General features: G+C 66.7%; 21 protein-coding genes. 10 read left to right on the forward strand and 11 right to left on the reverse strand.

The features are described 5' to 3' along the window. Positions 1 to 138: 138 nt before the first annotated feature. The 4 genes from GBZ48_RS01300 to GBZ48_RS01315 all read left to right on the forward strand — a co-directional run bounded on the left by GBZ48_RS01300 (position 139) and on the right by GBZ48_RS01315 (position 3,287). Entirely contained in the window at positions 139 to 372 is a 234-nt protein-coding gene (locus GBZ48_RS01300; RefSeq protein WP_098738662.1) for a hypothetical protein, read from the forward strand. 200 nt (positions 373 to 572) lie between these two features. Then, a complete protein-coding gene (locus tag GBZ48_RS01305) occupies positions 573 to 1,631 on the forward strand; it encodes a type III polyketide synthase (RefSeq protein ID WP_174469324.1) in 1,059 nt (352 codons plus the stop codon). A 17-nt stretch (positions 1,632 to 1,648) separates the two neighbouring features. Continuing rightward, entirely contained in the window at positions 1,649 to 2,215 is a 567-nt protein-coding gene (locus tag GBZ48_RS01310; protein ID WP_174469413.1) for an isoprenylcysteine carboxyl methyltransferase family protein, read from the forward strand. 52 nt (positions 2,216 to 2,267) lie between these two features. Beyond that, a complete protein-coding gene (locus GBZ48_RS01315) occupies positions 2,268 to 3,287 on the forward strand; it encodes an SDR family oxidoreductase (RefSeq protein WP_174469325.1) in 1,020 nt (339 codons plus the stop codon). Positions 3,288 to 3,614: 327 nt separating this feature from the next. On the opposite strand, the gene nirK is transcribed toward GBZ48_RS01315, so the two are convergent. The 6 genes from nirK to GBZ48_RS01345 form a co-directional block, all read right to left on the reverse strand. Then, positions 3,615 to 4,682: a copper-containing nitrite reductase gene (gene nirK / locus GBZ48_RS01320; RefSeq protein WP_174469326.1), complete on the reverse strand. Its 1,068-nt coding sequence runs from the start codon at positions 4,680 to 4,682 to the stop codon at positions 3,615 to 3,617. Between the two features lie 147 nt (positions 4,683 to 4,829). After that, complete coding sequence (gene mog, locus GBZ48_RS01325) at positions 4,830 to 5,378, reverse strand: molybdopterin adenylyltransferase (protein ID WP_174469327.1); 549 nt, start codon at positions 5,376 to 5,378, stop codon at positions 4,830 to 4,832. A gap of 19 nt (positions 5,379 to 5,397) precedes the next feature. Continuing rightward, positions 5,398 to 7,314 carry a nitric oxide reductase activation protein NorD gene (locus GBZ48_RS01330; RefSeq protein WP_174469328.1) on the reverse strand — a complete coding sequence of 639 codons (1,917 nt, stop codon included), beginning with the start codon at positions 7,312 to 7,314 and terminating at the stop codon, positions 5,398 to 5,400. A gap of 25 nt (positions 7,315 to 7,339) precedes the next feature. Continuing rightward, positions 7,340 to 8,143 carry an AAA family ATPase gene (locus GBZ48_RS01335; RefSeq protein ID WP_174469329.1) on the reverse strand — a complete coding sequence of 268 codons (804 nt, stop codon included), beginning with the start codon at positions 8,141 to 8,143 and terminating at the stop codon, positions 7,340 to 7,342. 76 nt (positions 8,144 to 8,219) lie between these two features. Beyond that, positions 8,220 to 9,569, reverse strand: a complete 1,350-nt coding sequence (locus tag GBZ48_RS01340) for a cbb3-type cytochrome c oxidase subunit I (RefSeq protein ID WP_174469330.1) — start codon at positions 9,567 to 9,569, stop codon at positions 8,220 to 8,222. A 13-nt stretch (positions 9,570 to 9,582) separates the two neighbouring features. Next, positions 9,583 to 10,035, reverse strand: coding sequence for a c-type cytochrome (locus GBZ48_RS01345; RefSeq protein WP_174469331.1), 453 nt, complete (start codon positions 10,033 to 10,035; stop codon positions 9,583 to 9,585). Between the two features lie 231 nt (positions 10,036 to 10,266). Here GBZ48_RS01345 and GBZ48_RS01350 point away from each other — a divergent pair, with 231 nt between their 5' ends. From GBZ48_RS01350 to GBZ48_RS01365, 4 genes are read left to right on the forward strand one after another with little or no spacing between them, the layout of a single operon-like run. After that, a complete protein-coding gene (locus tag GBZ48_RS01350; RefSeq protein WP_174469332.1) occupies positions 10,267 to 10,881 on the forward strand; it encodes a cytochrome c oxidase subunit 3 in 615 nt (204 codons plus the stop codon). 11 nt (positions 10,882 to 10,892) lie between these two features. Beyond that, on the forward strand, positions 10,893 to 11,195 hold the full coding sequence (locus GBZ48_RS01355; RefSeq protein ID WP_211105583.1) for a cytochrome C oxidase subunit IV family protein: 303 nt from the start codon (positions 10,893 to 10,895) through the stop codon (positions 11,193 to 11,195). A gap of 20 nt (positions 11,196 to 11,215) precedes the next feature. Next, the gene (locus tag GBZ48_RS01360) at positions 11,216 to 11,371 is read left to right on the forward strand and encodes a hypothetical protein (protein ID WP_174469333.1); all 156 of its coding nucleotides are present in this window, start codon (positions 11,216 to 11,218) and stop codon (positions 11,369 to 11,371) included. A 44-nt stretch (positions 11,372 to 11,415) separates the two neighbouring features. Beyond that, entirely contained in the window at positions 11,416 to 11,994 is a 579-nt protein-coding gene (locus tag GBZ48_RS01365; protein ID WP_246306914.1) for a P-loop NTPase family protein, read from the forward strand. 29 nt (positions 11,995 to 12,023) lie between these two features. On the opposite strand, the gene GBZ48_RS01370 is transcribed toward GBZ48_RS01365, so the two are convergent. Genes GBZ48_RS01370 through kynU form a run of 3 tightly spaced genes read right to left on the reverse strand, consistent with a single transcriptional unit; the run spans position 12,024 to position 14,895 of the window. Next, positions 12,024 to 12,857, reverse strand: a complete 834-nt coding sequence (locus GBZ48_RS01370) for an alpha/beta hydrolase fold domain-containing protein (RefSeq protein WP_174469334.1) — start codon at positions 12,855 to 12,857, stop codon at positions 12,024 to 12,026. Continuing rightward, entirely contained in the window at positions 12,854 to 13,705 is an 852-nt protein-coding gene (gene kynA, locus GBZ48_RS01375) for a tryptophan 2,3-dioxygenase (RefSeq protein WP_174469335.1), read from the reverse strand. The genes GBZ48_RS01370 and kynA overlap by 4 nt, the downstream gene beginning before the upstream one ends. Next, positions 13,702 to 14,895 (reverse strand): kynureninase, encoded by a 1,194-nt coding sequence (gene kynU, locus GBZ48_RS01380; RefSeq protein ID WP_174469336.1) that lies wholly within the window; start codon positions 14,893 to 14,895, stop codon positions 13,702 to 13,704. Before kynU ends, kynA begins: the two co-directional genes overlap by 4 nt. A gap of 193 nt (positions 14,896 to 15,088) precedes the next feature. Here kynU and GBZ48_RS01385 point away from each other — a divergent pair, with 193 nt between their 5' ends. Next, a complete protein-coding gene (locus tag GBZ48_RS01385) occupies positions 15,089 to 16,261 on the forward strand; it encodes an amino acid aminotransferase (RefSeq protein WP_174469337.1) in 1,173 nt (390 codons plus the stop codon). A gap of 31 nt (positions 16,262 to 16,292) precedes the next feature. Next, positions 16,293 to 16,922: a YitT family protein gene (locus tag GBZ48_RS01390; protein WP_109447066.1), complete on the forward strand. Its 630-nt coding sequence runs from the start codon at positions 16,293 to 16,295 to the stop codon at positions 16,920 to 16,922. Positions 16,923 to 16,945: 23 nt separating this feature from the next. On the opposite strand, the gene GBZ48_RS01395 is transcribed toward GBZ48_RS01390, so the two are convergent. Beyond that, positions 16,946 to 17,419, reverse strand: coding sequence for a YchJ family protein (locus GBZ48_RS01395; protein ID WP_174469338.1), 474 nt, complete (start codon positions 17,417 to 17,419; stop codon positions 16,946 to 16,948). 33 nt (positions 17,420 to 17,452) lie between these two features. Beyond that, on the reverse strand, positions 17,453 to 18,094 hold the full coding sequence (locus tag GBZ48_RS36645; protein ID WP_174469339.1) for a TetR/AcrR family transcriptional regulator C-terminal domain-containing protein: 642 nt from the start codon (positions 18,092 to 18,094) through the stop codon (positions 17,453 to 17,455). Positions 18,095 to 18,143: the final 49 nt, after the last annotated feature.

Raw genomic sequence — 18,143 nt, forward strand, 5'->3', positions numbered from 1 at the left:
AGAGCCTGTCGAATGATCTTCGGCCGCGCCGACCCCGATATCCTAACCGTCTCCCCAAAAGGAAGAAGGGATTTCGCAACCATCCGGCACGGCGCCGGTTGACAGGGGGACATGCGGAACCGGAACGGAGATGCCGCCATGAGCGCAAGCAAGCACGAGAAGACCGACAAGCCGACCGATGCCGACCTGAAGAACAACCCGCAGATCGGCGGGTCGAAGGGCGCCCGCGCCGCCGGCATGACGCCGGACGACCTGGATCTGGCCCAGGGCGAGAGCACCTTCGAGGGCGACGTGGAAAACCAGACCAACGACAAGGGCGGCGTCGACAAGCCCTTCCGCGACGGCCCGCCGCTGCGGCCCCGTCAGGCCTGACGGACAAAAGCATCAATGAAAAAGGCGGCGCTCCGCGAGCGCCGCTTTTTTCGTCGATATCCATCGCATTTCCTAAGGCGATAGCCTTTTGAAAGGCCGCCGCTTGGCGCAATCGGCCCGCGCTTTCCCTGTTGGCTGATGAAACGGGATTGCCGCCCCGACCCAGGATGTTCAACCGACGGCAGCATGCAGGAGGCAGGATGTCACCCGATCCGCAGCTGTTGGCGGTCGCCACTGCGTTGCCGCCCTACCGCTTCGAACAGGAAGAGACTCTGGCCGTCGCGCGAACAGTGTTCGCCCACCGCCTGCGCGATTTCGACCGGCTGGCCCCTGTCTTCGCCAACACCGGCATCCGCACCCGCCACGCCGCCTGCCCGCTGTCCTGGTATCTGGCGCCCCATGGCTGGGCAGAGCGCGCCGCCGTCTTCGAGCGGGTGGCGCTGGACTTGCTTGAGGATGCGGCCGGCAAAGCGCTGAGCGCGGCGGGGCTGCGCCCCGGCGAAGTCGATGCCATCGTCTGCGCCACCACCACCGGCATCGCCACACCGAGCCTGGAGGCGCTGCTGCTCGACCGCATGGGGTTCCGGCCCGATACGGTGCGGCTGCCCGTGTTCGGGCTGGGCTGCGCCGGCGGGGCGCTGGGGTTGGCGCGGGCAGGCATGATCGCAAGGGCGATGCCAGGCCGTACCGTGCTGTTCCTGGTGGTCGAGCTGTGCACCCTGTCCCACCGGCCGGAACAGGCGTCCGCCACCAATGTGGTGGCGAGCGCGCTGTTCGCCGACGGCGCTGCCGCCGCCCTGCTGCGGAGCCCCGTGGCAGGCGACGACACATCCCGACCGCGCCTCGTCGGCAGCGCCGAGCACACTTGGCCCGGCACCCGGCGGATCATGGGGTGGCGGATCGAGGATGAGGGTTTCGGCGTCGTCTTCAGCCAGGACATTCCGCGCCTGATCCGCGAACGGCTGGCCCCGGTGGTGGACGGCTTCCTGACCGGACGCGGCATGACCCTTGCCGATCTGGGCGGCGTGATCTGCCACCCCGGAGGTGCCAAGGTGCTTCAAGCATTGACTGAGGTGCTGGCGCCCGCCACCGCGGGCATGGACGAGTCCTGGGCCGTGCTGGGCGATTGCGGCAACATGTCGGCGGCCAGCGTGATGTTCGTTCTGGAACGGCGGTTGCGGAACGGAGCCGCCGGACCGCATCTGATGCTGGCGCTCGGTCCCGGCTTCACCGCCGGCCTCACCCTGCTGGACCTCTGAGGATTGAAAGGGTGACGATGGACGCATTCGGCTGGCCGCAGATCATCCTGGCCGCGGTTGCGGCGCAGCGTCTGCTGGAGTTGGCGGTCGCCCGCCGCAACACCTCCCGCCTGCTGGCCGACGGTGCGCGGGAGGTCGGAGCCGGGCATTACCCTCTGTTCGTCGCGCTGCATGCCGGATGGCTGCTGGCGCTGTTTCTGGCAGTCCCGGCCGACGCGCCGGTCAATGGCTGGCTGTTGGCGCTGTTTGTGCTGCTCCAGGCCGGGCGGGTTTGGGTGATCGCAACGCTCGGCCGCTTCTGGACAACGCGGATCATCACGCTGGACAGCGCGCCGCTGGTCCGCCGCGGTCCCTTCCGCTGGGTCCGGCATCCCAATTACCTCGTGGTGGCGGGGGAGTTCGCCGTGCTGCCGCTGGTCTTCGGCGAGCTGTGGATCGCGGTCGCGGCCAGCCTGCTGAACATTCCGCTGACCTTCCATCGCATCCGCGTGGAGGAAGCGGCCCTGAAAAGACGCGACGGAACCGCAAGCGGTACCGGGGGTTTGACAAATTGGAGCAGCCGGCGCACCCCGCCGGCGGCCTGACGCCCAGAGTGACGCCCAGATCCGGCCCGCCCCCTGAGACAGGACCCTCGCCATGCAACCGACCAACGGCGTTCAGAAGTCCCCCGTCATCTGCATCACCGGCGCTTCCGCCGGTGTCGGCCGCGCAACGGCGCTGGCATTCGCCGCCTATCGCAGAGCTTCCATCGGCCTGATCGCCAGATCGTCCGATGCGCTGGAGGAGGTGAAGGCCGAGGTCGAACGGCTGGGCGGCCAGGCGCTGGTCCTGCCGCTGGACGTCGCCGACCCCGACGCGCTGGAGGCTGCCGCCGACCAAGTGGAGAACGCCTTCGGTCCCATCGACGTCTGGATCAACGTGGCGATGGTCACAGTCTTCGGCCCCGTCCACGCCGTGACGCCGGAGGAGCTGAAGCGGGTGACCGAGGTGACTTATCTCGGCTCCGCCTACGGTATCCAGGCCGCCCTGAGGCGGATGCGGCTGCGGGACAGCGGTACGATCCTGCAGGTGGGCTCGGCATTGGCCTACCGGTCGATTCCGCTGCAATCCGCCTATTGCGCGGCGAAACATGCCATCACCGGCTTCATCGACAGCCTGCACTCCGAATTGATCCATGATCACAGCCGGATCGGGTTGACCACCGTGCATCTGCCGGCGGTCAATACCCCGCAATTCGACTGGGCGCGCAGCCACATGCCGCGCCGGTCCCGGCCGATGGGCACCATCTTCCAGCCGGAGGACATCGCCCGCGCGATCCTGCACGCCGCCGAGAATCCCCGCCGCGAATATTGGCTGGGTGGATCGGCGATGCAGGCGATCCTCGGAAATTTTCTGGCGCCGGGCTTTGCCGACCGCTACCTCGCCAACACCGCGGTGGAGGGCCAGATGACGGAGGAGCGGGAAATCCCCGGCCGGCCCGACAATCTCTACCACCCCGTCGACGGTCTGCACCGCACCCGCGGGCGCTTCGGACTGCCGCACAACAGCCTGCGCCTGACGGCACCCAGCGGCGCCGCAAGAGGTCTGGCGATGGCCGCCGGCCTGATCCTGGCGGGCGGGCTGGGCTTCATGATAAGCCGGGCGGCGCACCGGTAAATGTCACAGCGGAGCAGTCAGGGTCAGGACTTGTGGCCTCCGCCGAGCCGCCTATATAGGGTGTCGTACGTCAACAACTGAAAGGAGGTGATCTCGTGTCTCATTGTCCGTCTCACTCGTCGTCGAGCGCCAAGGCCGAGGTCTCTTTCTTCGCGGAAGGGATTTCGGTCCGCTAAGGACTGCGCCGTGGTGTCGACGACACACGGATTGACAATGGAAGGGCTGCCGGAAACGGTGGCCCTTCTTTGTTTTGCGGTTTTTGTCGAGTAATTTTCAGCAAAACCCCTCTCCCCTTGCCGGAGAGGGGCTTTTAATTTATCCGCAGCCTCAGTGCTGCATCTCGCCCAGTTGCTTGCGGCTGTCGCCGGTCTTGTCGTGGATGATGCTGTCGTCGGGCTTGCCCTCGACTTCCAGAATGCCGATCAGGCCCTTGGTGGCACGGCTGAGCGCGTGGTCGACCAGGGCATATTTGCCGGGGTAGTCGACCTTGAATTCCACCATGGTGGCGCCGCCGGGGGCGACGGTGACGGTCTGGATGCCCTTGGCCGGCTCGCTTTCCAGTCCGCCCAGATTGTAGACCTTGTCGAAGATCTCACCGATGACGTGGAAGGAGGAGGTCAGGTTCGGACCGCCGACGCCGAAGAACAGGCGAACCGTCTCGCCGACCTTGGCCTTCAGCGGCTTGTCCTTGGTCAAGGCGCCGACGGTGCCGTTGAACACCAGATAGCTCGGACGCTCGTTGACGAGGCCGTCATAATCGTCCTCGGCATTCGCCAGGTTCTTGGCCTTGGTGGCGTAGATTTCCTGCTGCATCACGTAGAATTCATGATCGACCGGGGCCAAGCCGGCTTCCGGTTCCACCACGATCAGGCCGTACATGCCCTTGGAGATGTGGTGGGCGACCATCGGCGTGGCGCAGTGATAGACATAGACGCCGGGGGTCAGGGCCTTGAAGCTGAAGGCCTTGGTCTGGCCGGGCTCCACCTGGGTGATCTGGCCGCCGCCGAGGAAGCCGGTCGCGGCGTGGAAGTCGACGGAATGGTTCATCGTCGATTCCGGCGCGTTGGAGATCGAAACATCCACCGTATCGCCGACCCGCACCCGTACCATCGGACCCGGCACCGTGTTGTTGAAGGTCCAGTAGGTGTAGGTGGTACCATCGTCCAGCTTGGATTCGACCTCGGTCGTCATCAGGGAGACCTTGTGGGTCTTCGGCGCCCGTTTGCCAGCCTTTTCCGGAGCCGGCACGGAAGCGGGGTCCTGGACGACGCTGACCGTCGGCTGCTTGACCTTCGGGTCGGCATAGAGCGTGTCGGCGGCCGAGGCGCCGCCGATACCGGACAGGATCATCAGGGCGGCGGCGCTGACGGTGACGAGAGAGATCTTGGTCTTCATGGCGTCATCTCGGTTGAATGTTTCTTGTGAGGGAATATTCCTCCTGCCCCCGAGATCGATGCTTGACCGCCGTCAAGTGGAACTTCTGAACGCTATTTTGTCGCATGCTCCTTTTTATTTCCACACTAAGTATAATGACTTTTGATGTCACGATTTAGGACGGAAGGAAACGCAGATCTCGGGATCGGTCTCGATCCGGCCGGCACCGATCAAATCCAGGCAATAGGGGATCGCGGGAAACACCGCGTCCAGGCAATCATGGATGGCGGACGGCTTGCCCGGCAGATTGACGATCAGGCTGCTCCCGCGAATACCGGCGGTCTGGCGCGACAGGATCGCGGTGGGCACCACACGGAGGCTGACCGACCGCATCAGTTCGCCGAAGCCCGGCATCATCTTGTCGCAGACCCGTTCCGTCGCCTCCGGCGTCACGTCGCGCGGCGCCGGGCCGGTGCCGCCGGTGGTCACCACCAGACCGCAGCCGGCGACGTCGCACAGCTCTACCAGGGTGGCGGCGATCAGGTCCAACTCGTCCGGGATCACCCGCGCCTCCGGCACCCAGGGGGAAGAGATGATGCGCGACAGCTCCTCATTGATCGCCGGGCCGCCCTTGTCCTCGTAGACGCCGCGGCTGGCGCGGTCCGAGATGGTGACGATACCGATCTTCACGGGGCCGATCTTCACCGGTGCGGTCATGTCTGAAGGTCCTTTTCGGTCAGGCGGTGCAGGCGACCTGCCGGTAGAGCGCCGGCAACGCCTTGGTCAGGTGGGAAACCTGCGGGAATATGGCATAGGCGCCGCGTCCGAACAGATACGGGATATAGTCGCGGGCCTGCGCATCGACGGTGATGGCGAAGACGGCCAGCCCGGCGCGCCGTGCCTCGCGGATCGCCTGCCGCGTGTCCTCGATGCCGTAACGGCCCTCGTAATGATCGACGTCGTTCGGCTTGCCGTCGGTCAGCAGAACCAGCAGCCGGTGCCGGTTCGGCCGGTCGGCCAGCTGCCCGGTCACGTGACGGATCGCCGCCCCCATGCGCGTGTAATAGCCGGGCTTCAGCGCACCGATCCGGCGGGTGACGGTGGGGCCCAGCGGCTCCTCGAAGCCTTTCAGCGTCTGGACCCGCACCCAGTCGCGCCGCCGCGACGTGAAGGAATAGAGCGCATGGTCGTCGCCGCAGGCGGTCAACCCATGGCTCAGCGCCAGCAGCGCCTCCTTCTCGACATCCAGAACCCGCCGCCCCTCGATCCAGCCGTCGGTGGACAGCGAGCCGTCGACCAGCACTGCCACCGCCAGATCGCGGGCGGCGCTGCGCACCTGCTGGTGCACGCGGTCGCTGCCGCAACCGCCGGCCCGAAGATCGGCCCGGCTGCGCACCAGGGCAGCCAGATCCAACTCGTCGCCGTCGGCTTGGCCGGTGAACGACATGCGGCGGGGGCGCAGCGCCTCGAACTGGCGGCGCACCTGACGGATGCGGCGCAGGGCGGCGGCATCGGGCTGCCAGGAGTCGCCGTCGGCCGGTGCGGTTTCGGCGATCACCCGGCAGTGGTTGGGCAGATGGGCCTGCCGGCCATGATCCCATTCCGGATAGGTCAGGGTCGCCGCCAGCGGTGTGTCGTCGACCACCGGCGCCCCGAGGTCGAGGTCGAGCTTCAGCGTGGTCGATGCCTTGCGCCGGTGGGCGCCGACGGCGATCTCGTCCAGATCGTCGGCGGCCTTGCGGGCATTCTCCGCATCGTCGTCATCGACCGCACGCGGGATGTTCAGCGCCTCGGCGAGGCTCAGCATCTTTTCGAAGCGGTTGAGGATCAGCGGGTCGTTGCGCTGGATCTGGTCGGTCTGTCGGCGCGTTGCGGCCCGGCGGCGCTGGTCGCCCTCGGCCGCCTGTCCGCCTTCGCCGGGGCTTTCGACGGCGGCGGAAGCGTCACGGCCGACGCTTGGCGACACCAGTCCCCACAGCGGCACCGGCAGCATCCGGGCATAACCGTAAGGGGCGGTGAAATCCGACAGCGGAACGCCGGGCGCCAGCATGCGTGCACCATCGCTGGTGACGGCACCGGTGCCGAGCAGCGCCAGGACGGCGCGCTCAACATCGGCTTCGACCGGCGGCGGGCGGCGGGCGGGGCGTATGGCGGCGACGGCGCGGGCCAGTTCCTCATGCATGCGGGACAGGCCGGGCCAACGCTTCAGAACCCGTGCGGTGGCGGCGGCGGCGCTGCGAAGCGCCTGCACATCGGCCTGCAACGGGTCGGCGGGGGCCGGCTCGGCCTCGGCATGGGCGAAAAAGGCGGCCAGCCATTCATACAGCCGCTCGTTCAGGGCGGGGTCGGGGAACAGGTCGATGGCAGTGGGCAACTGGAGCACATTGCCGTCCAGTGCCGACCGCTCCACCCGCTCTTCCCCCAGCCCGATGCGGCCGAGCAGCGACAGCCGGTGCCCCGACACCGAAGCGCTTCCGGCGGCAAGCCGCACGCCACGGTCGCCGCCCAGCGCCCGGAAGAACACCGCCAGCCGTGGACGCATCGTCTCCAGCGTGACGGCTGCGTCGGGATGGTGCGGATAGCTCGACCGCCCGCCGATCAGGCGGTGCCACAAACGGCCGACGGTCTCTTCCGGCTCGAAGAACTCCAGCATGGCGATTGCCCTCCGCCCTTTCCGGTCAGCCCAGCGTGACCTCGGCGACGCGCAGCAGGGCGGCGCGGATGTCCGGGTCGTCGGTCAGCGGCTCGATCAGGGCGGCACGGATGGCGCGCTCGGGCTTCATGCCGGAGCGGATCAGCGTGGCGCAGTAGATCAGCAGGCGGGTCGAAACGCCTTCCTCCAAATCCTGGCCCTTCAGGGCACGCAGGGCGTTGGCGAGGCGGACCAATGGGACGACGCGATTTTCGGGCAGGCCGCTTTCCGTCGCGACGATGGGAATCTCGCGCACGGGCGCGGGAAAATCGAACTCTACGGCCAGGAAGCGCTGGCGGGTGCTGGGCTTCAGCGCCTTCAGCACATTCTGGTAGCCGGGGTTGTAGGACACCACCAGCATGAAGCCCGGCGGCGCTTCCAGCGTCTCGCCGGTGCGGTCGAGCGGCAGGATGCGGCGGTCGTCGGTCAGCGGGTGCAGCACGACGGTAACGTCCTTGCGCGCCTCCACCACCTCGTCGAGATAGCAGATGGCGCCCTCGCGCACGGCGCGGGTCAGCGGCCCATCCGCCCAGACGGTGTCCCCGCCCTTCAGCAGATAGCGGCCGGTCAGGTCGGCGGCGGTCAAATCGTCGTGGCAGGACACGGTGTAGAGCGGCCGGCCCAGCTTGGCCGCCATGTGGGCGACGAAGCGGGTCTTGCCGCAGCCGGTCGGCCCCTTCAGCAGAAGCGGCAGGCGGTGACGATAGGCATGCTCGAACAGCGCGCACTCGTCGGCGGTCGGCTGATAGAACGGCGGGGACGGGAGGATGGGGACGGCGCTGTCGGGCATCGCGATGGAACTCCATGAATGGAACGGCCCCCGCAACGACCGGGCATCCGGTGGGTCGCAGGGGCCGGAGGGAACGTCACTCGGCCGGCTGGTAGCTGGACGGGATCGAGGCGGGTCGCTCCTCGCGGGCCGGGCCGAAGACGGCGTAGAGGTAGAGCGCGACGCCCACCGCCACGGCGAAACCGGCACCCAGCCGCATCCAGTAGAACAGCGCGATCTGCTCCTGGACCTCCATGTAGCTCATGCCCAGGACCCGCTGCAGATGGGTCTGAACAACGCCGGCAACGGTCAGGGCAAAGGTCATGAAGGCCATGCCGCCGCTCATCAGCCAGAAGCTCCACATGTTGAGGATCTGGTTGTAGGGCTGCTTGCCGCGCAGGTAGGGCATGGCGTAGGTGATGATGGCGAGGTTGATCATCGCATAGGCGCCGTAGAAGGCGAGGTGCCCGTGCGCCGCGGTGACCTGGGTGCCGTGGGTGTAGTAGTTGATCGGGGCCAGCGTGTGCAGGAAGCCCCACAGCCCGGCGCCGAAGAAGGCGAAGACCGCGCAGCCCAGCGACCACAGCATCGCCGCCTTGTTCGGGTGACGGCGGCCGCTCTTCCACACCATCATGAAGGCGAAGACGACCATGGTGAAGAAGGGGGCGACCTCCAGCGTGGAGAACAGCGAGCCGATCCACTGCCAGTAGCCGGGCGTGCCGATCCAGTAGTAATGGTGGCCGGTGCCGAGAATGCCGCTGAACAGGGCGAGACCGACCATGGCGTACAGCCACTTCTCGACGACTTCACGGTCGACGCCGGTCATCTTGATCATCAGGAAGGCGAGGATGGAGGCCAGGACCAGTTCCCACACGCCCTCGACCCACAGATGGACGACGTACCACCAGTACATCTTGTCCAGCGACAGGTTCGCCGGGTTGTAGAAGGAGAACAGGAAGAAGACCGCGATGCCCCACATGCCTACCAGCAGGATGTTGGTGATGACCGTGCGGCGGCCCTTCAGCACCGTCATCGTGATGTTGTAGAGGAACATCAGCGCGACGACGACGATGGCGGCCTTGATCCACAGCGGCTGTTCCAGGAACTCCCGCCCTTCATGGATGCGGAAGACATAGCCGACGACCGCCGCCAGCGCGCCGAAGACGAACAGACCGAGCTGGATCAGCGCCAGCTTCGGACTGTGCAGTTCGGTCTCCGCCTCCTCGGGCACGAGATAGTAGGCGGCGCCGAAGAAGCCGATCAGCAGCCAGACGATCAGCGAGTTGGTGTGGATCATCCGGATGATGTTGAAGGGCAGAAGCTCCGACAACGTGTTGGGCAGGACATAGACGGTACCGGCCAGGAGACCCACCAGGATCTGCACACCGAATAGCCCCATAGCGGCTGCGAAGTAATAGATGGCGACTTTTTGCGATTCGTACTTCATGACGGAAATCTCCTCAGCCCGACAGCTTGGGCGGCCAGTTCTGGGTGTTGATCCGGCTGGTCCATTCCAGGAACGCGGCGAGATCCTCGACCTCGCCTTCGGTCAGGTGGAACTGCGGCATCTGGCGCCGGCCTTCGATTCCGGACGGCTGTGCCGCCATCCAGCCCTTCAGCGCCATCACGGCGCCCTCGGGGTCCTTGTCGCCGCCGTAGCGCAGCCAGACATTGCCCAGCTCGGGGGCGAAATAGGCGCCCTCGCCCAGCAGCGTGTGGCAGTTGATGCAGGAGTTCTTCTCCCACACATGCTTGCCGCGGACGACCGCTTCGGACAGCGTCTTCTTATTGGTGCTGGTATTGACGATGTAGTTGTGGCTGAGCGCGGTCAACGCGACGAAGGTCGCGAAGAAGAACAGCGATCCGCCATAGAAGATGTTTCGCGCGGCCGCCTTGGTGAAGCGTTCGGTCATCGCTCGGGATCCCTGGAAATCTCGATCTGTCGGTCGAGAGGGGGTCGGTTCGGGAGGGGTGTAGGGTGCGCGAAGCCGGGGGCGGGAAGCCGGGCGTCGCAGCGTCCTACCGCCACGGGTCGGGCGAATAATTGACCGTGGCGGAAGGGCATTCCTTGACCGCGGTCAAGCCGGTCTGCGGACCGCCGCCTTATCGTTCGCACACACGATTACAAGCTTTGGATATTGGAAATGGCCGACGTTGAGATGACGGGCCTGGAGATCGGCGGTCCGGAAGCCGCGGGTCCGGTGGAGCGGGGAAGCGGCCTTGCCGCCCTGCCCGGCAACCTGATGATGTGGATCCTGATCTTCAGCGAACTGGCGGTGTTCGGCGTTGCCTTCCTGGGCTTCGCCATCGCCCGCGTGCTGGACCCGGCGACCTTCGCCGCCGGTCAGGCCCATTTGAACGGAACCGCCGGCGCGCTGAACACCATGGTTCTGGTGACCAGCGGCTATCTGGCCGCCAAGGGTGTTGCTGCCGGCCGGCGCGGTGCGGTGCCGCAGGCCCGCCGGGCGATGCTGCTGGCGGCCGCCGTCGGGTCGGTGTTCCTGGCGGTGAAGGCGGTGGAGTATTCGGCGACGCTGGGCGCCGGGCTGACCATCGACACCGACAGCTTCTTCACCCTCTATTTCCTGCTGACCGGCTTCCACGCCCTGCATGTGGCGCTGGGCATCGTCATCCTGCTGCTGGCCGGCCGCTCCAGCGCCGACACGCTGGTGGAGAATCTGGAGACCGGAGCGGCCTTCTGGCACATGGTCGATCTGGTCTGGGTGATCCTCTATCCGCTCGTCTATCTGATCCGCTGAGAGGACAGGCCATGACATTTCTCAAGAAGATCGACCGGCTGACGCTGTCCTGGCTGACCCTGATGGCGCTGACCGCCGTCACCCTGCTGTTCGCCCGGCATGGCGACGCGGGCGGCAGCGTCGGCATCGCCGGAGCAGCGCTGCTGCTGGCGCTGGCGGTGACGAAGGGACGGGAAATCCTGCTGCATTATCTGGAGTTGGACCATGCCGGTCCGGGCTGGCGGTTTCTGATGACCGCATGGCTGGTCCTGCTGTGCGGAGCCATCCTGCTGACCACCGCCGCCGGCGCCCTGGGCTGGGTCGGCCCACACTGAAAAGACCGGGGGAAGCCGCCATGACCGAAGCCAAGCTCGGCCTGATCCTGACCAGCATCGCCGTCGTTACCGTGGCGGGGGCGCTCTACCGCCAGCGCGCGTTGGGACGCAATGGGCTGGTGACAGTGATCGCCGCCACCGGCGCCGTGTTCGCCGCGATGTTCTTTACCCAATAATCGGAACCCGCCCGTCATCGGCCGCGCTGGACCCGACGATCCGTATGCGTAAGATCGCCGGTTCGGAACAGCATCAGTCGGACGCGGCGGAAACCATGCAGCTTGAGGATTTGGGACAGCGCATCTGCATCCTGGGGCCGTCCAACAGCGGCAAATCCACCCTTGCGTCGGCCATCGGACGCAAGTGCGGCCTGACGGTCATTCACCTCGACCAGCTTTACCATCGGCCCGGCACCGATTGGGAGCCCCGCCCAAGGGAAGAGTTCGTCCGCCTGCACGATGACGCCATCGGCGGCGACCGGTGGGTGATGGATGGAAACTACTCGGTCTGCATGCAGCAGCGTTTCGCGCGGGCGACCGGATTGATCATGCTGGACATCGCCATGCCGGCAAGCCTGCTGCGGTATTTCCGTCGGACTTGGTTCGAGCGCGAACGGCTTGGCGCGCTGAATGGCGGGCGCGACAGCGTCAAATGGGCGATGATCCATCACATCGCCGTCGTCACTCCCCGGAACCGAAGCCGCAATGCGGCCCGGTTCAATCAAGCCGACCTGCCGAAAATTCGCCTGCCGTCCATCCGCGCGGTCAAGGACTGCTATCAGCTATGGGGCCTGGAGAGATAGCCCGGCTTCTCTCCGCCCGGTGGAACACCCTAAAAGCCAAGCAACGCCGCGACCAGATCGGAGTCCGGGTCGGCCAGATCGTCGATGACGTCGAAGTGATGCCGCCCGGCGGCCAGCCGCAACCCGGTCGCCACTCCCAGCCCAAGCCAGATGTTGGCGAGCAGTTCCGTCTGGCGGACAAACTCCGGCCGCTCGTCGGCACCGACCCAGCAGGTGATGCCGACGCCGGGCTGCGGGCGCAGCAGCGCCGGGCTTTCCGCCACGGCCTCTACCTCGTCCAGGCGCAGCGTGGCGTTCATGCGGGTGTTGAGCAGCGGGCGCAGGTCGTGCAGCCCGCTGATGGAGACGACATGTTCCACCCGCGCCCGGACATCGTCCGACAGCGGGGCGTCCGCGCAGACGAGCCGGCTGACCAGATGGCCGCCGGCGGAATGGCCGGTCAGGCGCAACGGCCTGGGCTCCGCCCCCGCGATGACCTCCACCGCCCGCGCCATCTGCCGGGTGATGCCGGCGATCCGTGTCTCGGGACACAGCGTGTAGCTGGGCATGGCGACCGCCCATCCCTGCGCAAGCGGCCCGGCGGCCAGATGCGACCAGCGCCCCTTGTCGAAGGCCATCCAATATCCGCCATGGACGAAGACCACGGTGCCCTTGGCGGCTCCCTCCGGCCGGAACAGGTCGTAGCGTTCCCGCTCTCCCTCGCCATAGGGCAGGTCCAGTTCCGTCCGTCCGGCGGCGGCGAGTTCGGTCCGGAAGGCCGCGGCCCGCTCCGCCCAGCGTGCGGGGTAGGCGTCGCCGCCGGGGATGTGGGCGCCGTTGCTGTAGGCGTCGTCCCAATCCGTGATCCTGCGCAGTCCCGTCACAGCACCGTCCTCACCCGCCAGAGTTCCGGGAAAAGCTCCACCGCCAGCATGTTGCGCAGGTAGGACACGCCGCCGGTCCCGCCGGTGCCACGCTTGAAGCCGATCACCCGTTCCACCGTCGTAACATGGTTGAAGCGCCAGCGCCGGAAGTAATCCTCGAAATCGACCAGCTTCTCGGCAAGCTCGTAGAGCGGCCAATGAGCTTCGGGCGACTGGTAGACGACCCGCCATGCCTCGGTCACTCCGTCATGGGGCTGGTGGGTCTGCGACACGTCGCGTTCCAGCACCTCGGCCGGAACCGGAATGCCGTTGCGGGCGAGCAGGCGCAGCGCCTCGTCATACAGGCTGGGACGGGACAGCTCCTGTTCCAGCAGGGCATGGATGTCCGGCCGATGGGCATGGGGGCGCAGCATTGCCGGGTTGCGGTTGCCCAGCAGAAACTCGATCTCCCGGTACTGGTAGGACTGGAAGCCGGAGGACTGTCCAAGATCGTCGCGGAACCGGGTGTATTCGCTGGGCGTCATCGTCCGCAGCACGTCCCAGGCCGAGTTCAGCTGCTCGAAGATGCGGGCGACGCGGGTCAGCATCTTGAAGGCGGGAGACAACCGGTCCTCGCGAATCGCTTCACGGGCAGCGCGGATCTCATAGACGGCCAGCCGCATCCACAGCTCCGACGTCTGGTGCTGGACGATGAACAGCATCTCGTCATGGGCGGTGGAGCGTGGAGTCTGCGCACCGAGGATGCGGTCCAGCTGCAGATAGTCGCCATAGGACATCCGCCCGTCGAAGGCCATCTCGGCACCCTCCGCCGCCGGATCGTAAGGCGTCTTCGCATCCTGCCCGCTCATGTCACCATTGCCTTCCTGTGATAGGCTGGCCGGTCCCAAAGCCCGCCATCCATGACCTGTTTAAGCACATCGACCGCGCCGCGCACCTCCGCCTCGCCGATATAGAGCGGGGTGAAGCCGAAACGCAGCACGTCCGGCGCCCGGAAGTCGCCGATCACGCCGCGGTCGATCAGCGCTTGCATAATGGCGTAGCCCTGCGGATGGCGGAACGACACCTGACTGCCGCGCCGGTTGCCGTCACGCGGGGAGGCAAGCTCCAGCATCGGACACTGCGCCTCGACCAATCCGATGAACAGGTCGCACAGCGCAGTGGAGGCTCGGCGGACGTCGGCCATCTCGACCTCGTCCCACACATCCAGCGCTGCGTCGAGTGCCGCCAGCGCGATCACCGGCGGCGTGCCGACGCGCATGCGCTCCACCCCCGCGCCGGGACGATAGGAGGGATCGAAGGCGAAGGGCGCCTCATGCCCCATCCAGCCGGACAGGGCCGGCCGCGCCGTCGCCGCATGCTGCGGGGCGACATAGATGAAGGCCGGGGCGCCCGGTCCGCCATTCAGATATTTGTACGTGCAGCCGACCGCGAAGTCTGCCTCTGCACCGGCCAGATCGACCGGCAGCGCACCGGCGGAATGAGCGAGGTCCCACACCGTCACCACCCCCGCCGCATGGGCCTTGGCGGTCAGCACCGCCATGTCGTGCAGCCGGCCGGTCCGGTAGTCGACCTGGGTCAGCATCAGGACGGCGACATCCTCGCCGATTGCCCCCTCCACCTCCTCCGGCGCCACCATTTTCAGGACATGGCCGCGGCCCAGCGTCTCGATCAGCCCTTCCGCCATATAGAGGTCGGTGGGGAAGTTGCCGCTGTCGGACAGGATCACCCGGCGGTCGGACCGCATCGCCAGTGCCGCGGCCAGCGCTTGATAAACCTTGATCGACAGGGTGTCGCCGACCACGACGCTGCCGGACGGCGCGCCGATCAGCCGGGCGATGCGGTCGCCGACCTTGCCGGGCTGCACCATCCAGCCGGCGCTGTTCCAGCCGCGGATCAGCTGACCGCCCCATTCCTGGGCGAGGGTCCGGGCTACCCGCTCCTCCACCCCGATGGGCAGCGGCCCCAGCGAGTTGCCGTCGAGATAGATCACGCCATCCGGAATACGGAAGCGGGCGCGGGTCTTCTGAAAATCGGTCATCGATCTGACTGCTCCTTCCCCGGCAAAGGATGCCCGGCAATTGCTGCCATTGCAAATTGTCGCAATGCTTAAGCGTATCAGACGATATGAATTCATCATTGTCCCGGAGGCCGTGAAAGTGGAGGATCGCAGCGGCCGGACCAGCCGGCTGCCACCCTTGCCTTCCCCATCACCAAGGACCGGACGAACCGCCATGTTCAACGCGCTTTCCCGCCAGCCCGACGATGCCCTGCTCGCCCTGATCGGGCTGTACAAGCAGGATCCGCGGCCGGGCAAGGTCGATCTCGGCGTCGGGGTCTACCGGGACGAGGAGGGGCGCACCCCGGTCTTCCGTGCGGTGAAAGCGGTGGAACGGCTGCTGCTCGACGGGCAGGACAGCAAGGCCTATCTGGGGCTGGAGGGCGACGCCGGCTATCTGGAGCGGTTGTGGTCGCTGGTCGGCGGAGCCGCCGAAACCAAGGTTGCCACGGCCGGCGTGCAGACCCCCGGCGGGTCGGGCGCGCTGCGGCTGGCGGCCGACCTCGTCCTGCGCGGCGGGTCGAAGCGGGTGCTGGTCGGTCAGCCGACCTGGCCGAACCATGTCGGCATCTTCGCCGCCGCCGGCCTCGAGGTTGTCAGCTATCCCTTCTTCGACACCGCCAGCCAGACCGTGCTGTTCGACCGCATGATCGCAGCGTTCGAGACGGCACAGCCCGGCGACGTCGCCCTGCTGCACGGCAGCTGCCACAACCCGACCGGCGCGCCGCTGTCGCTCGACCAGTGGAAGGAACTGGCGACGGTGCTGGAGAAGCGCGGCGTCCTGCCGCTGGTCGACCTTGCCTATCAGGGCTTCGGTCGCGGTCTGGATGAGGATGCCGAGGGGCTGCGCCACCTGATCGGGGTCGTGCCGGAAACGCTGGTCGCCGTGTCCTCGTCCAAGTCCTTCGGCCTCTACCGTGAGCGCACCGGCGCCATCTTCGCCGTCGCCGCGGCGCCGGCCGCCGCCGACCTCGCCAAGTCCAACCTGATGGCGCTGGCCCGCACCAGCTATTCGATGCCGCCCGACCATGGCGCCGCCGTCGTCCGAACCATCCTGAGCGACGCCGCCCTGACCGCCGATTGGGCCGCGGAACTGGACGTCATGCGCGCCCGCATCGCCGGCATCCGCCGCAAGCTGGCTGCCGGTCTGGCCGGCGCCTTCCCCGCCCTGGCCGCGGTAGCGGCACAGGAGGGCATGTTCTCGCTGCTGCCGCTGACCGAGGCGGAAGTGCTGCGCCTGCGCGCCGACCATGCCATCTACATGCCGACCTCCGGCCGCATCAACATCGCCGGCCTGAAGACGGCCGAGGTTGACGATGTGGTGGCGAAGTTCGCCGCTCTCCGCTGAGCCCTTTGGTTTGATCCGGGGACAGAAGACGATGGCCGCGACCCTCCAGGCTCCACCCGCCGCGGTGGAGCGTCACCAGCTCTATGAAGACGCGCTCGCCATGCTGATGGGCACGCTGTTCATCGCGCTGGGCATGCTGATCTATTCCAAGACGATGTTGCTGACCGGCAGCACGGCCGGGCTGGCGCTGCTGCTGAGCTATGTCACCAAGGTCCAGTTCGGCATCATCTTCTTCGCGATCAATCTGCCCTTCTACTGGCTGGCCTGGAAGCGGCTGGGCTGGAAATTCACCGCGCGCACCTTCACCGCCGTGGCGCTGGTGACGCTGTTCTCGCGCCTGACCGACCAGTGGGTGGGCTTCACCCACCTGGACCCGGTCTATGCCACCGTGGTTGGAAGCGGCCTATGCGGCACCGGCCTCTTGATGCTGTTCCGCCACCGCACCGGTCTGGGCGGTGTCAACATCCTGGCGATCTATCTGCAGGAGACCTACGGCATCCGCGCCGGCTATTTCCAGCTGGGCGTCGATTTCGCGATCCTGGCCGGCGCCTTCTTCGTCCTGGCGCCGGACCGGCTTCTGCTGTCGGTGCTGGGCGCGACCATCGTCAACGTCACGCTGGCGATCAACCACAAGCCGGGACGCTATCTCGGCATCAGCTGAGGGGTGACCGCTGCGGGCGTCGGTCAGCGCCCGCAGCAGGCCTTGTGCTTTTTCCCCGAGCCGCAGGGGCATGGATCGTTGCGGCCGACCTTCACCACGCGGCGCGGCGGGTCCTTCGGGTTCAGGACGCTGTCGACGTAAAACCAGCGACCGCCGATGCGGCGGAAACGCGACCGCTCGTGCAAAGGCCACTCCTCGCCATCGCGGTGGAAGGTCAAGAAGAACTCGACCATCCCGTCGTCGCCGGTTTCCTCCGCCTTCATGACGGTCAGCGGACCCCAGTCGCATTCATCCGCCACCCGCTCCACATCGGCACGGCTGAAGGTGGCGCGGGTTTCCGGCACGCAGCTCCGCTCGATATGGTCAATGTCGCGACGGACGAACGCGGTGTAGCGCGACCGCATCAGCGCTTCCGCGCTGGGGGCGGGCTCCCCCGCCAGGATGGGGCCGCAGCACTGATCGAACTCGCGGCCGGAACCGCAGGGGCAGGCGGACATGGACTACTCTTCCATCACAGACATCGGTAACGGTCAGGGTGTAGCAGGCGCAACGCCGCGCAGGAACAGGTCAACCGCCTTGTCGACGAAGGCATGGCGTTCCTCCTCCGTCGGTACCGGACAGAGGCCGAGTACAAGCTGGCAATAAGCGCCCCCCTGCATGGCGGACAGGAACTGCCGGGCGACGAAGGCCGGATCGTCGGTGGCGATTGCACCGCGGTCGTTCAGCCGGGTGAACAGGGCGACGAAATTGGCGATCCCCTGCTCAGGTCCCGCCTGGAAATAGAGCTGGGCGGCGAGCGGCATCCGCGTCGCCTCCCCCACCACCGCCTGATGGACGCGGATTGCGGCATCCGACCACAGCAGGTCGGTGAAACGGCGGCCGACCTGGATCAGGACATCGCGCAACGGCATCCCGTCGAACATCTCCGGCGCAAAGCGCAAGCCGCGCCGCTCGCACTCGGCGGAGATCACGGCGGTGTAAAGCTCTTCCTTCGATGGGAAGCGGGTGTAGAGCGTCGTTTTGGACACTCGAGCCTGTTGCGCGACCTGATCCATCGACGCGGCGGCATAGCCGAGTTCCAGGAACACCTCCCGCGCGGCGGCGACGATCTGTTCCGCCTTCGCGTCGAGGGATGGGGCGGGGTGGGACGCTTTCTGCTCCGATGACTGCACTGAACTGTACCGTTCACTCTTGACGTTGGCTAGGGGCCGGAGTAGGACG

The sequence above is a fragment of the Azospirillum melinis genome (genome assembly GCF_013340935.1).
Classification (GTDB): Bacteria; Pseudomonadota; Alphaproteobacteria; order Azospirillales; family Azospirillaceae; genus Azospirillum; species Azospirillum melinis.